Genomic DNA, 14,179 nt, shown 5'->3' on the forward strand with positions numbered 1-14,179 from the left:
TGATCGGGACGATCGCGTGAACTCTCCGCGAGGGCGCGCGTTCCGCGGGACGCGCACCCTCGCGCAGACCACTCTGGTGGTGTGAGAGTCGCACTGCTGGCAGAGTCCTTCCTCCCGCACATGAACGGCGTCACCGGGTCGGTGCTGCAGATCACGGCGCACCTCGAGCGCAGCGGTCACGAGGTCCTCGTGGTCGCGCCGGACGCCGGAACCCGAAGCGGCTCGCGCGTCGCTGCCGAGCCCCGCGGTCCCGGTGGCGCGACCGCGACGCGGCTGCGGTCCGTCGCCCTGCCGTCGTACCCCCAGGTGCGGGTCGTCGTCGCCGGACGGGGACGCCTCACCGGCATCCTCGGCGGGTTCGCGCCCCACGTCGTCCATCTCGCCTCGCCGTTCGTCCTCGGATGGCACGGCGTCTGCGTCGCGGACGCGCTGCGTCTGCCCGCGGTGGCCGTCTATCAGACCGACGTCATCGCCTACGCCCAGCGGTACGGCGTCGTCGGAGGAGCCGCGGTGGCGGCGGCCCACACGGCACGACTCCACCGGCGGGCGACCCTCACTCTCGCGCCGGGATCCGCGGCGGTCGACAGGCTCGAGCAGCTGGGAGTCGATCGCGTGCGCCGATGGGGACGCGGCGTCGATGGGGAGCGCTTCCACCCGGCGCGGCGAAGCGCGGCCTGGCGGGAGCGGACCGCGCCGGGGGAGGTGATCGTCGGCTACGCCGGGCGGCTCGCGCCCGAGAAGCAGGTGGAGGATCTGCGCGCGCTCGACGGGCTGCCGGGCGTGCGCGTCGTGGTCATCGGCGATGGTCCCGCGCGTCCGACGCTCGAGCGCCTGCTCCCGCGCGCGGTCTTCACCGGCCATCTCGAGGGGACCGCTCTGGCCGAGGCGATGGCGAGCCTCGACGTCTTCGTCCACCCCGGCGAGAGCGAGACCTTCGGCCAGACGATCCAGGAGGCCCTCGCCAGCGGGGTTCCGGCCGTGGCCACCGGCACGGGCGGCCCCGTCGACCTGGTGCGCAGCAGCGTCGACGGGTGGCTCTACCGACCGGGAGACCTTGCCGACCTGCGGTCTCGGGTTGCGGATCTGGTCGGCGACGCGTCGAAACGCGCCGCCTTCGCCGTCGCCGCGCGGGACGGCGTCAAGGACCGGACCTGGGCGGCGCTCGGCGACCAGCTCATGGCGCACTACGACGACGCACGCGCGCTGCGTGTTCTGGACGATGCGCGGGATGCCGGGCTGCGTCGCTCCGTGCTGTCCCGCGTCCGCGCCGCCGCGATGCGCTGATCCCGCCGATGGGGCGGATCGGGCGCGCGCTGGTAGGATCGTCGAGGTTGCCCACGCGGCATCCGCTCAACTCCATATGAGCTCACGGAGCAGGCCGGCAGGAAGCTGGTCCCCTGTGGTGGTCTCCTCGTCGCGTTCGCGCCGGGTGGATTTCTACTGGTGGCCAGCGCTGGCGAGTCAGCGGGGGAGACCCGCACGCCGAGATCTGCCTGTTCCTGCTCCTTCGCACGATCTCGCGCGCGAAACGCGCGTGCGAGTCTAAACAAAGAAGGAGGGACCTCTTGGAAGGTCCGGAAATCACTTTCGCCGAAGCAGTCCTCGACAACGGACGCTTCGGAACCCGTACGGTCCGGTTCGAGACCGGCCGTCTGGCCCAGCAGGCGCAGGGCGCCGTTGCGGCGTACATCGACGAAGAGACGATGCTGCTGTCCGCCACCAGCGCGGGCAAGCACCCGCGGGAGGGCTTCGACTTCTTCCCGCTGACGGTGGATGTCGAAGAGCGCTCCTACGCCGCCGGCAAGATCCCCGGCTCGTTCTTCCGTCGTGAGGGTCGCCCCTCCACGGAGGCGATCCTGGTCTGCCGTCTGATCGACCGTCCGCTGCGCCCCTCGTTCGTCGAGGGCCTGCGGAACGAGGTGCAGATCGTCGTCACGGTGCTCTCGATCGCCCCGGGCGAGTTCTACGACGCCCTCGCCATCAACGCGGCGTCGCTGTCGACCCAGATCTCGGGTCTGCCGTTCTCCGGCCCCATCGCCGGTGTTCGTCTCGCGCTCATCCCGGGCCAGGGCGGCACCGAGGATCAGTGGATCGCCTTCCCCAAGGCGGAGCAGCTGCAGGAGGCCGTGTTCGACCTGATCGTCGCCGGCCGCGTTCTGCCCGACGGTGAAGTGGCCATCATGATGGTCGAGGCCGAGGCCACCGAGCACAGCTGGAACCTCATCAAGGCGGGCGCCACCAAGCCCAGCGAGGAGGTCGTCGCGCAGGGTCTGGAGGCCGCGAAGCCGTTCATCAAGCAGCTCGTGGAGGCTCAGAACTCGGTTGCGAGCTCCGCGGCGAAGGAGATCAAGGAGTTCCCGGTCTTCCTTCCCTACTCGCAGCAGACCTACGACTTCGTCGCGCACCGCGCGTACGACGCGCTGGTGCCGGTGTACCAGATCGCCGACAAGGTCGAACGCCAGAACGCCGACGACGAGATCAAGGAGCGCGTCAAGGCCGAGCTCCTCGCCGCCGTCGAAGCCGGTGAGCTGCCGGCGGTTGCGACCCTCGAGTTCAACGCCGCCTACAAGTCGGTGACGAAGACGATCGTCCGCGGTCGCATCCTCTCCGAGGGTGTCCGCATGGATGGACGCGGTCTCGCCGACATCCGTCCGCTGGATGCCGAGGTCCAGGTGATCCCGCGCGTGCACGGTTCGGCGATCTTCCAGCGCGGCGAGACCCAGATCCTCGGGGTCACGACGCTCAACATGCTGAAGATGGAGCAGCAGATCGACTCGCTGTCGCCCACGACCAGCAAGCGGTACATGCACCACTACAACTTCCCGCCCTACTCGACCGGTGAGACCGGCCGTGTGGGCAGCCCCAAGCGTCGCGAGATCGGGCACGGCTTCCTGGCCGAGCGCGCACTCGTGCCCGTGCTGCCCAGCCGCGAGGAGTTCCCGTACGCCATCCGCCAGGTCTCCGAGGCCCTCGGGTCGAACGGCTCGACCTCGATGGGCTCGGTGTGCGCGTCCACCCTGTCGCTCCTGAACGCCGGTGTGCCGCTGCGCGCGCCCGTGGCCGGTATCGCGATGGGTCTGGTCACCGACGAGGTCGACGGACAGACGCGCTACGCCGCGCTGACCGACATCCTCGGCGCCGAGGACGCCCTCGGGGACATGGACTTCAAGGTCGCCGGCACCAGCGAGTTCGTCACGGCGATCCAGCTGGACACCAAGCTCGACGGCATCCCCTCGAGTGTTCTGGCTGCGGCGCTGACGCAGGCCAAGGACGCCCGGATGACGATCCTCGACGTCCTCAACGCCGCGATCGACGGACCCGACGAGATGGCGCCGACCGCACCCCGTGTGATCAGCGTGCAGATCCCCGTCGACAAGATCGGCGAGCTGATCGGCCCCAAGGGCAAGACGATCAACGCGATCCAGGACGAGACCGGTGCGCAGATCTCGATCGAAGAGGACGGCACCGTCTACATCGGCGCCACCGACGGGCCCGCCGCGGAGGCCGCGCGCGCGCAGGTCAACGCCATCGCCAACCCGACCAACCCCGAGGTCGGCGAGCAGTTCCTGGGCACCGTGGTGAAGATCGCGACCTTCGGCGCGTTCATCTCCCTCCTGCCCGGCAAGGACGGTCTGCTGCACGTCAGCGAGGTCCGCAAGCTCGCCGGTGGCAAGCGCGTCGAGAACGTCGAGGACGTGCTCGGCGTCGGCCAGAAGCTGCTCGTGCGCATCACCAAGATCGATGACCGCGGCAAGCTGTCGCTCGAGCCGGTGGTCGAAGAGGCCGCCGTCGACGGCGCGGAGACTCCCGCCGAGGCCTGATCCTCCTCTCCACGACGCCCGTCCCGCTCGCGCGGGGCGGGCGTCGTGCGTGCGTCCGTGACCGAACCGTTATGCGATGTTCACGGACTGTCTGCCGCAATGGTCACCGATGTCGCACGGCTGGCCTACTCTCGAAGAACGCGCCGGGGGGCTGCGGACACGGTATCTGCGCACCTGTCGCGGCTCGTCGTGAGGGGGTGGCAGCGGGTGCACACGCAATCGCACACGCACACCGAGTCCGCCCTGCGCGCATCGGCCGGAGCCGCGGCCTCGCACCCGTCGGCGCCGATCCCCGTGCAGGGACCGCCGGTGGGATCCGCCGTGCGGGTGGCCCTCGGGGAGAGCGGTCTGTCGGTCTTCCCGCTCATCCTCGGCGGCGCCGAGTTCGGCTGGAACGTCGATCTGGAATCGAGCCACGACATCCTCGACGCGTACCTCCTGCGCGGGGGGAACGCCGTGCACACGTCGGATGCGTACTCCGCCGGTCGCAGCGAGCACATCATCGGCCAGTGGCTGCACTCGCGCGGCGTGCGCGACGACGTCGTCCTCACCGTCAAGGTCGGGGGGCACCCCGACAACCCCGGTCTCGGGCCGGTGAGTCTCGTCCGCGCCGTCGAAGCATCCCTTGTGCGCCTGGACACCGACCGCATCGACGTGCTCACCCTCGACGCGATGACCGACTCGGCGACGGCCCTCGAGGACACCCTCGCGACCGTCGAATGGCTGGTGGACTCCGGAAAGGTGCGCGCCATCGGCGCCGCCGGCTACACCGCCGCCCAGCTGGTCGAGGCGCGGATCCTCTCGTCTGCCGGCTACCCGCGTCTCACCGTCCTGGACGTGCCGTTCAACGTGCTCCGCCGTCACGAGTTCGACGCCGATCTCCGCCTCGTCGCCGGTGCCCAGGGGATGGCGGTCACTCCGAGCCATGCGCTGGAGCACGGCTTCCTCTCGGGGCGGCACCGCTCCCGTGTCCGCACCGGCCTGTCGGTGCGCGGCGCGCAGATGGCCGCGCACCTGAACCGGCGCGGTTCGCGCACGTTGCGCGCGCTGGACGAGGTCGGAGTCGAACTCGGTGTTCCCGATGCCGCGGTGGCGGTGGCGTGGCTGCTGGCCCAACGACTGGTGACGGCGCCGATCGTCAACGCCTACGCCCCGGCCCACGTCGAGGAGCTGGTGCAGGGTGTCGGGGTGCGATTGAGCCGGGCCCAGCTCGCCGAGATCGGACGGGCTTCGCAGTAGCGGGGCGGGGGCGTGCGGCATCCGCGCGCTCTGACATAGGGTGGGAAGACGTGCCCGCGGGCACCGGATCCCCGACGAAGTGAGCAGCGTGACGCACTACATCTACCTCGTGCGGCACGGCGAACACCAGGACGCCGAGCACGGACTCATCGACGGACCCCTCTCTCCCCGCGGTCGACGGCAGGCCTCTCTCCTCGCGGACCGCCTATCGGGCGTCCCCTTCGACGCCGTGTGGCACTCGCCGCTCATGCGTGCGAGCCAGACGGCGGATGCCGTCGCCGAGCGCATGCCGTCGGTGTCTCCGCAGCCGTCGGCGCTGCTGTTCGACTGCATTCCGACGGGGATGACGCCCGAGACCCCGACGGTGTTCGAACCGTTCTTCGGCTCCATCACCGAAGCAGAGGTGGAAGCGGGCCGGGCGCAGATGGACGACGCCGTCAGCGCCTTCCTCGTGCGCCGTACCGAGGACGTGCACGAGCTTCTCATCACCCACAACTTCGTCATCGCGTGGTTCGTGCGCGAGGTCCTCCAAGCGCCCGAGTGGCGATGGATGACGCTCAACCAGGCCCACTGCGGCCTGACGGTGCTCGCCCAGAAGCAGGGACGCCCGTGGACCGTGCTGTCCCACAACGACACCGCGCACCTGCCGGTGGAGATGCGCACCGGCCTCCCCGAGCCGTACGCCTTCTGAGCCCCGCCTAGGATGGAGCGCATGACGACGCGCGTGGCCATCGTGGGCGGCACCGGCAAACTCGGACGCATCATCTGCGACGTCCTCGCCGCCGAGGCGGACTACGACGTCGTGGCCGTGCTCACCTCCCGGTCGCCTCTCACGGACCTCGACGGAGCGGACCTCGTCATCGACGCGTCCGTCCCGGCGGTATCCATCGACGTCGTCCGCGCCGCGGCCGAGCGTGGGATCGACATCATCGTCGGCACCTCGGGCTGGTCGGCCGAGCGGATCGCCCTGGTCCGTCCGGCGATCCAGGCCTCGGGGATCGCCGCCCTCTTCGTCCCGAACTTCTCCCTCGGGTCGGTTCTCGGGTCGGCGCTCGCCGCCGCCGCCGCGCCCTTCTTCCCCTCGGTCGAGATCGTCGAAGCCCATCGCGAGACGAAGATCGATTCGCCGAGCGGCACCGCGGTGCGCACGGCCGAGCTCATCGCTGCCGCGCGCCGGGAGGTCGGCCCGGTGGCGGCACCGCACGTGGACCAGCGCGCCCGCGGCCAGCAGGTCGCCAGCATCCCGGTGCATTCGCTGCGCCGTCCCGGGGTCGTCGCCCGCCAGGAGACGGTCCTGTCCGGTCCTGGGGAATCCCTCACGATCGTGCACGACACCGTGGAGCCCGCACAGGCCTACGGGCCCGGCATCCGGCTCGCGCTCGGCGGCGTCCGCGACCTGCGAGGGGTGACGGTGGGTCTCGACAGCCTCATCGACATCGGCATCGGTCGCCCCGCTCCCGGCGACGTCGACGACGGCGGTGTTGACGACGGCGGCGCCCCCGGTCAAGTCGCCCGCGCCACGGGAGCATGAGCGCCCGGATCGGCGTGGCCGTCATGGCCGCCGCCCTCGCCCTCTACATCGTCCTCGTCGGTCAGCGCGCGGTCATCTTCCTCGCCAGCGGGGATCCGGTCGGGGTCGCGATGGGGGTCGCACTCATCGTGCTTCCGCTGATCGCGGTGTGGGCGCTCGGTCGAGAGCTCTGGTTCGGCGCTCGTGCACAGCGTCTCGGTCGTCTTCTGGAGGACGAGGACGCCCTTCCCGACGTCGACGTCGCCGTCCGTCCGAGCGGGCGCATCGTGCGCAGCGAGGGGGAGGTCCTCTTTCCGCAGTTCCGCGACGACGTCACCGCCCATCCCGATGACTGGCGCGCCTGGTATCGGCTCGGGCTCGCCTACGACGCCGCGGGCGACCGCCGCCGCGCACGGGAGGCAGTCCGCACGGCGATCCGGCTCCACAAGGGCGACGACGGCTCCTGATTCGCTCTCGATCGTGGACTCGGCATCCCACCGCCGGGGGAGTCCGGATACATCTCCGGATGGATGTCGCGCGAGACATGCGGCGGCTATCGTGGCCCGAGTACGGTTCGCGCTCACACGGAAAGTCTCTCGCTCATGCAGAAAACACGCGCTCACTCGGTGGCCGGCGCCGCTGCCCTCCTGCTGGTCCTGACCGGATGCACCGCGGCATCCGACGGCGAATCCGCGCAACAGGAATCGCCGCTCGGCGAGTACATGGCGGCGCTCTGGGGCGGCGACCTCAGCGAGGACGAGCAGGCTGCAATGTTCGAAGAGCAGAACCTCGAGCGCGAGGAGCTCATGGCCACGTGCATGAAGGAGCAGGGCTTCGACTACGCCCCCAACGTCGACACAGGTGCGTCTTACTCGTCCGGCGAGGAATGGCAGCCCGACGATCGCGAGTGGGTCGCGCAGTACGGGTACGGCATGGTCCGCTGGCCGGGGATGGACGAGCAGCCCGACGCCGAGGAGGTGTACGAGGATCCGAATCAGGAGTACGTCAACTCGCTCACCGCAACCGAGCAGACGGCCTTCTACGAAGCCCTCTACGGGCCGTCTGTTCCCGAGGAGGAGCTCGATGAGAACGGCTCTTACGAGTGGAACTGGGAGACCGCCGGCTGCTATGGCTGGGCGCAACACGAGATCGACGGCGACAACCCGCTGACGTCGGAGGAGTTCGCGCCTCTTATGGAGGAGATCAACCAGTTCTACACCGATCTGGATTCTGCGTCCGGAATGTCGGAGATCGATGCCGAGTGGGCCGCGTGCATGTCGGAGGCCGGACACGCAGGGTTCGCCCGTCAGAGCGAGGCCATGACGAGCATCAACGACGAGCTGAACGCCTATTACGAGAACCAGACCGAATGGGTGGAGGACGACCCCGCCCTCGACGAGCTGGCCGAGCGGGAGATCGAGCTCGCTCTCGCTGACCTGGACTGCCGCGAGAGCACGGACTATCGCGAGCGCCGACAGGAGGTCGTGGTCGCGCTCGAAGAGCAGTTCATCGCCGATCACCAGGTCGAGCTCGACGCGATGAAGGCCGCCGCGGAGCAGCGCTCCTGATGTCCGGACGACGTCGCACGCCGGGGGACGAGGACCGATGAGCGCCCGCGACGAGGTCGACGACGCTTCCAGCCACGACCGCGAGGACGAGCCCGTGATCGCGGACGAGGGGATGGACGACCTCCTGACCGCATCCGGCGACGAGGCGGTGACACGACGGGCGGGCTGGACGCGAGTGCTCCGGACCAACCGGCCGTTGTGGATCGTGGCCGCGGCGGCGATCGTCGCCCTGGTCGCAGGCCTTCTCATCGGCCGCTTCGTCGTGCCGGCGGACACGGCGACCGCCGACGCACCGGCCCCGGGTCTGGTCACGGTGCCGGTGGAATACGGCGTGCTGAGCAACGACGTGACGATCCGGGGCGACGTCGGGTATGCGGACGCGGTCGAGGTCACCATCGACACCGCCGCCCTCGGCGGCCCTGCCGTGGTCACCGGTGCCGTGCCCGAGACGGGGACGGAGTTGGAGGCCCTCTCGGTTGCGCTCGCCGTGGCGGGACGGCCCGTGATCGTCCTGCCCGGCGAGCTGCCCGCCTATCGGACGCTGGTGTACGGCATGTCGGGACCGGACGTGACCCAGTTCAAGCAGGCCATGGCCTCCGTCGGGATCGACGCCGGCGATCCGGCGTCGGATGTGTTCGACGCCGCCGCCGCTGCGGCGGTGACCGAGCTCTACTCGCGGATCGGGTACCCCGCACCGCCTCTGCCGGAGGGCGCGGCGGACGGACTGAATGCCGCTCAGGACGCGGTGGCCGCGGGAGAGCAGTCCGTCGCCGCGGCCGAGGCGGAGCTCGGTCGCGCATCGTCGGGACCGAGTGCGGTGGAGATCCGGCAGGCGGACAACGCCGTCGCCAGCGCGCACCGGGCGCTCGAGAGTGCGCGCGCGGCGCGCCCGTCCCCGCCGGACGACTCTCCCGCCGCGGTCGCTCAGTGGCAGGCTTCCGTCGGAGACGCCGAGGACGCCCTGGCGCTGGCGCAGCTGCAGCGGGATCAGCTGGGAGCGGGCTCGGACGTCTCGGCGCAGCGCGCGGCCGTCGATGCCGCGCGCGGTCAGCTCGCCGACGCGCGCGCGGCCCTCGAGCGCGCGCAGCAGGCCGCGCTTCCGACGCTCCCGTCCGGCGAGGTCCTCTACCTCACCGATCTCCCGCGCCGGGTGGACGCGGTGAACGTGGCGCGCGGTCAGGTTCTGCAGGGCGCTGCGATGGTGGTCTCGGGGGCCTCCACGACGATCGTGGGCGGCGTGGCGGCGGCGGACGCGTCACTGCTGAGCGTCGGCGACATCGCCACCTTCGATCTTCCCGACGGTGGGCTCCACGAGGCGGAGGTCACGGCACTGACTCCGGGCGCGGATGCCGGCGCTCGCTGGACGGTCACCCTCGAGCCGGCGCCGCTTGATCCGGAACAGGCCGTCCAGGTGCAGGGGCGCAACGTCCGCGTGACCATTCCGGTCGGCGCCACGGGGGGAGACGTGCTGTTCGTCCCGATCGTGGCGCTCACGGCGGGGCCGGGCGGGGAATCCCGGGTCGAGGTCGTCGACGGCGACCCTCGCGACGGGGAGAATGCGGACACGCGGCTGGTCGTGGTGGAGACGGGCTTGGCCGCGGGCGGCCAGGTGGAGGTGACCGCGACGGAAGGCGAGCTGGACGAGGGGGACCTCGTGGTGGTGGGGCGATGAGTCTGATCGAACTCCGCGACGTCACGCGCTCCTTCCCCGGCGTCCCCGAGGTCCAGGCTCTGAAGGCCGTCAATCTCACCGTCGAGGCGGGGGACTACGTCTCCATCGTCGGCCCGAGCGGCTCAGGAAAGTCCACGATGCTGAATCTGCTGGGGCTCCTGGATCGTCCGACGGTGGGGGAGTACCGGATCGACGGGGTGGTGACCGGCGTCCTCGACGACGACCAGCGTGCCCGGGTGCGGGCGCAGTGGATCGGATTCGTCTTCCAGGCATTCCACCTCATGCCGCGCCGGACGGTGCTGGAGAACGTCATGATGCCGATGCTCTACAGCGGCGTGCCGCGCGAGGAGCGAGAAGGACGCGCGCGGGCGGTGCTGGAGCGGGTGGGTCTCGGGCATCGTGTCAGCTTCCATCCGCCGACCCTGTCCGGCGGGGAGCGGCAGCGCGTCGCGGTGGCACGGGCGGTGGTCAGCACGCCGCGCATCCTCCTCGCCGACGAACCGACCGGCAACCTCGACGAGGCGACGAGCGCGGAGGTGATGGAGCTGTTCGACGACCTCCGTGCCGACGGTCTCACCCTGGTGGTCATCACCCACGATCTCGCGGTCGCGGAGCGTGCCGAGCGGCGCGTGCGGATCTCCGACGGTCGCATCTCGGAGCTCGCATGATGCGCCTCCTTCCCCGTCGGCGGAGGTCGAGCACGGATGCCGCGCCCGAGCCCGTTCTGACAGCACCGGTCGCCCGGGCCGACCGCTTCACCTTCCAGGATCTCGTCGTGGAGGCCACCGCCGACATCGGTTCGCGGCCGGCGCGGCTGATCATGACCGTCATCGGCACGGTCCTCGGAGTGGGGGCGCTCGTGGCGACCATCGGCTTCTCCCAGACCGCGGCCACCCAGATCCAACGACAGTTCGACGCCGTCCGCGGCACCCAGGTGGTGGTGGCGCCCGGCAGCGCGCAGTCGCAGTCCGGGGACGCCGTCGCCACCGCACGCCTGCCGTGGGACGCGGCCGAACGCGTGCAACGTCTCGTCGGCGTGGAGGCGGCGACGACGATCGCCGAGTTGGGGACCGAGGGCGAGGATGCGATCACCGCCGTCCCCGTGAACGATCCGGCAGCCCCCGCGGTGGCCTCGCCGCGGCTCGTGGCGGCGGGACCGGAGCTTCTGGACGTCCTCGGGGGCGAGCTCGTCACGGGCCGGATGTTCGACGGCGGGCACGAGATGCGCGGCGACCGGGTGGTGGTGCTCGGGGAGCGCGCCGCCGAGCGTCTGGGCGTGAACCGCGTGGACAGTCAGCCCTCCGTGTTCATCGGCGACACCGCGTACGCCGTGATGGGCATCTACGCCGGACTGCAATCGCGAGGGGAGCTGTCGGACGCCGTGGTCATGCCGGTGGGGACCGCACGCGTGGAGCGGGCCCTCGCGGCGCCCGGTGATCTCCAGATCCGGATCCTTCCGGGAACCGGCGCGCAGGTCGGCACGCAGGCGGCACTGACCCTGCTGCCGGACGGCCCCGATCGCCTGGAGGTGTCGGCCCCCGGCGCGGGGTCCGAGCTGGGGTCGAATGTCCAGGCCGACGTCAACGTCATCTTCCTCATCCTCGGCGGCATCGTCCTCCTCGCCGGCGCGCTCGGTATCGCGAACGTCACGATGCTGAACGTCTCCGAGCGGGTGCCGGAGATCGGCCTCCGCCGCGCCCTCGGCGCGACCCGCCGCCAGATCGGCGCCCAGTTCGTCGTCGAGTCCGTCGTCATCGGCCTGCTGGGAGGTCTCGTCGGCGCGGCGCTCGCGGTCCTCGGCATCGTCGTATTCGCGCTGGCGCAGCAGTGGACACCCGTGGTCGACGGCCTGGTCGCCGTGGGCGGCATCGTGCTCGGGGCACTCGTCGGACTCGGAGCGGGATGGTTCCCCGCCCGGCGTGCATCGTCGATCGAGCCGGTGTCGGCGCTCCGCGGCGGAAACTGACCTTCCCTTGTCGGGACTGGTCGTCTAAACTAGTCCTGGGAGCGCTCCCATGGGTGCCCACCCACGTCGGCTCGTCATCGAAGGAGATCCCATGAGCTCGCAGAATCGATTCCGCGGGGCCATCGTGCTCGCCGGCATCCTGCTCCTGAGCGGATGCACGGCCACCACCGGAGGTGAGGAGCGGGCGGTCTCGCCGATCGATGAGTACCTGCTCGCGGCGGAGGGCACCGGGATGAGCGAGCAGGAGCGGCGCGAGGAGGGGAACGCGCGGCTTCTGGCGAGGGAGGAGGTCGTCGCCGAGTGCATGAAGGAACAGGGCTTCGACTACATCCCGGCGCCGCCCACCCGGCTCGGATTCGACTTCAACACGTGGGGATCGCCCGAGCTCGACGACCCCGCGTGGATCGAGCGGTGGGGATACGGGATCGTCGACGGACCCGATCAGGTGCAGGTCATGATCCCCGAGGACCCGAACGAGGCGATCGTCGACGGGCTCTCCGACTCAGAGCGCATCGCCTACTACGAAGCGCTCGTCGGATCCATGGACGCGTTCGACGCGGACGGGGTGTACGACCCGAGCAAGGGCGGGTGCTTCGGCCAGGCCGAGATCGCCGACGCGGCCGATGATCCGCTCAGAGGCGACCGGTTTCGAGCCCTGAACGACGCGGTGATGGCCTTCTACACCCAGCTGAACGAGCAGCAGGACATCGTCGCGCTGAATGCACGGTGGGCCGCCTGCATGGCCGACGAGGGCGAAGACGGCTTCACGTCTCCGCTGGACCCCGTCTCCGAGATCAACGTCTCCCTGCAGGAGCTGCTGAAGGCGGGCGGCGAGACGGCGTGGGACGACCCGCAGATCGAACGTCTCCGGGAGCGTGAGATCGCTCTGGCGCAGATTGATGCGCGCTGCCGGGAGTCGGTCGAATACCGCGCGACGGAGAAAGAGGTGAGGTTCGAGGAGGAGGAGCGGTTCGTCGCCGACAACCTGGCCGATCTCGAGGCCTACCGTGCCGCCGCCGAGGGCGCCGGCTCCTGATCAGCCGACCGCGGCGACGACCGCCTCCTCCACCGTGGGATGGGTGAAGCGGTAGCCGGAGTCCGACAGGACCGCGGGCGCGACATCCGCATCGCAGGTCAGGAGTGCCTCCGTGGCGTCGCGCCCCAGTCCCAGCCGCAGCGCCCATTCCGGTGCACGGAGCACGAACGGGCGATTCATCCGGACGGCGAGGGCGAATCCCAGGTCGTTCGCGGTGGCCCGGGTCGGGCCGGTGAGGTTGACGGGACCGCTCAGCTTGGTGTCGAGGATGTGGAGGATCGCTCCGATCTCATCGTCCAGCGAGATCCACGGCCATGCCTGGGTGCCCCGCCCGATCGGGCCCCCGAGCCCGAGTCGTGTGAGCAGCATCAGGGGCTTGAGCACACCGTCCCGATGGACGATGGGGGCGGTGCGCAGCAGGGCGACCCGTGCGCGGGGACCGGCACTCTGTGCGGCCGATTCCCACTCGCCGCAGACGTCCGCGAGGAAGGTCTCGCCCCGGGGGGAGGACTCGTCCAGACGCACCCCGGGGGCGGAACCGTAGTACCCGACGGCGGAGGCGCTGACGAAGGCCGGCGCATCGTCGCCGAGAGCCTTCACGGCACCCGCGATCGCCCGCGTCGGCGTAACCCGGGAGAACAGCAGGGTGTTCTTGTACCGCGGCGTCCAGGGGAAGCGACCGATACTCGCGCCGTTGAGGCCGATGACGGCGTCGGCGCCGGCGAGGACATCGGGATCGAGGGAGTCGTCGTCGACGAGCCAGGACACCTCGTCGGGTCCGGACACGGGTCGTCGCACAAGGGAGGTGACCCGGGCGCCACGGGCGATCAGCGCGGCGCGCAGTGCTCCGCCGATCAGTCCCGAGGCTCCGGCCACGACCACGTGGGAGAGCGGGCGGTCCTCAGGCAAGCGTCGCCTCGAGGGTGATCTCGATCCCGGCGAGCGCCTGGGAGACGGGGCACCCGGACTTCGCGTCCTCGGCGATCCGGTCGAAGTCCTCCGCGGAGAGTCCGGGGACCACGGCGTTGACGTTCAGGTGGCTGCCGGAGATCCCGGTGCCCGGGACGAAGGTCACCGACGCGGTGGTCTCGATCGACTCCGGCGGGGTGCCGTTCTGGCCGAGGGCGTGGGAGAGGGCCATCGAGAAGCAGGACGCGTGGGCCGCGGCGATCAGTTCCTCGGGCGTGGTGACGGATGTGGAGCCCTCGCTGCGCGCCTTCCAGTTGACCGGGTAGGCGCCCAGTCCGGACGAGACGAAGGAGACCTCGCCGGAGCCTTCGGCGAGCGTGCCCTTCCACGACGTGGTGGCTTCGCTGGTGACGGTCATGGCGACCTCCCTGTGCTGTGCGCCCGCGGATCGGGCGTCG

13 protein-coding genes are annotated in these 14,179 nt (G+C 70.6%); 11 read left to right on the forward strand and 2 right to left on the reverse strand.

Annotation, left to right across the window (positions count from 1 at the left end):
- The first annotated feature begins 81 nt into the window (after window positions 1–81).
- The 11 genes from LTL01_RS09580 (at window position 82) to LTL01_RS09630 (ending at window position 12,812) form a co-directional block, all read left to right on the forward strand.
- Window positions 82–1,284, forward strand: a complete 1,203-nt coding sequence (locus LTL01_RS09580) for a glycosyltransferase family 4 protein (protein WP_236968377.1) — start codon at window positions 82–84, stop codon at window positions 1,282–1,284.
- A gap of 281 nt (window positions 1,285–1,565) precedes the next feature.
- Window positions 1,566–3,821, forward strand: coding sequence for a polyribonucleotide nucleotidyltransferase (locus tag LTL01_RS09585; RefSeq protein ID WP_053547571.1), 2,256 nt, complete (start codon window positions 1,566–1,568; stop codon window positions 3,819–3,821).
- Window positions 3,822–4,064: 243 nt separating this feature from the next.
- Window positions 4,065–5,060, forward strand: a complete 996-nt coding sequence (locus tag LTL01_RS09590; protein WP_272877969.1) for an aldo/keto reductase — start codon at window positions 4,065–4,067, stop codon at window positions 5,058–5,060.
- Between the two features lie 88 nt (window positions 5,061–5,148).
- Window positions 5,149–5,751, forward strand: coding sequence for a histidine phosphatase family protein (locus LTL01_RS09595; RefSeq protein WP_053547570.1), 603 nt, complete (start codon window positions 5,149–5,151; stop codon window positions 5,749–5,751).
- A gap of 21 nt (window positions 5,752–5,772) precedes the next feature.
- Window positions 5,773–6,591 carry a 4-hydroxy-tetrahydrodipicolinate reductase gene (dapB, locus tag LTL01_RS09600; RefSeq protein ID WP_236968379.1) on the forward strand — a complete coding sequence of 273 codons (819 nt, stop codon included), beginning with the start codon at window positions 5,773–5,775 and terminating at the stop codon, window positions 6,589–6,591.
- Entirely contained in the window at window positions 6,588–7,037 is a 450-nt protein-coding gene (locus LTL01_RS09605) for a tetratricopeptide repeat protein (protein WP_236968380.1), read from the forward strand. Before dapB ends, LTL01_RS09605 begins: the two co-directional genes overlap by 4 nt.
- Window positions 7,038–7,172: 135 nt before the next feature.
- Complete coding sequence (locus tag LTL01_RS09610; RefSeq protein WP_236968381.1) at window positions 7,173–8,138, forward strand: hypothetical protein; 966 nt, start codon at window positions 7,173–7,175, stop codon at window positions 8,136–8,138.
- Window positions 8,139–8,175: 37 nt separating this feature from the next.
- Complete coding sequence (locus LTL01_RS09615) at window positions 8,176–9,810, forward strand: hypothetical protein (protein ID WP_236968382.1); 1,635 nt, start codon at window positions 8,176–8,178, stop codon at window positions 9,808–9,810.
- Window positions 9,807–10,478: an ABC transporter ATP-binding protein gene (locus LTL01_RS09620; protein WP_236968383.1), complete on the forward strand. Its 672-nt coding sequence runs from the start codon at window positions 9,807–9,809 to the stop codon at window positions 10,476–10,478. The genes LTL01_RS09615 and LTL01_RS09620 overlap by 4 nt, the downstream gene beginning before the upstream one ends.
- A complete protein-coding gene (locus LTL01_RS09625; protein WP_308195179.1) occupies window positions 10,475–11,776 on the forward strand; it encodes an ABC transporter permease in 1,302 nt (433 codons plus the stop codon). The genes LTL01_RS09620 and LTL01_RS09625 overlap by 4 nt, the downstream gene beginning before the upstream one ends.
- A gap of 91 nt (window positions 11,777–11,867) precedes the next feature.
- Complete coding sequence (locus tag LTL01_RS09630; protein WP_236968384.1) at window positions 11,868–12,812, forward strand: hypothetical protein; 945 nt, start codon at window positions 11,868–11,870, stop codon at window positions 12,810–12,812.
- Here the strand turns inward: LTL01_RS09630 and LTL01_RS09635 are convergent, their stop codons facing one another.
- The gene (locus LTL01_RS09635) at window positions 12,813–13,721 is read right to left on the reverse strand and encodes a TIGR01777 family oxidoreductase (protein ID WP_236968385.1); all 909 of its coding nucleotides are present in this window, start codon (window positions 13,719–13,721) and stop codon (window positions 12,813–12,815) included. It lies immediately after the preceding gene.
- Complete coding sequence (locus LTL01_RS09640; protein WP_053547561.1) at window positions 13,714–14,139, reverse strand: OsmC family protein; 426 nt, start codon at window positions 14,137–14,139, stop codon at window positions 13,714–13,716. The genes LTL01_RS09635 and LTL01_RS09640 overlap by 8 nt, the downstream gene beginning before the upstream one ends.
- Window positions 14,140–14,179 lie beyond the last annotated feature (40 nt).

Origin of the sequence: Microbacterium aurantiacum (assembly GCF_021654035.1) — a bacterium.
Taxonomy (GTDB): domain Bacteria; phylum Actinomycetota; class Actinomycetes; order Actinomycetales; family Microbacteriaceae; genus Microbacterium; species Microbacterium aurantiacum.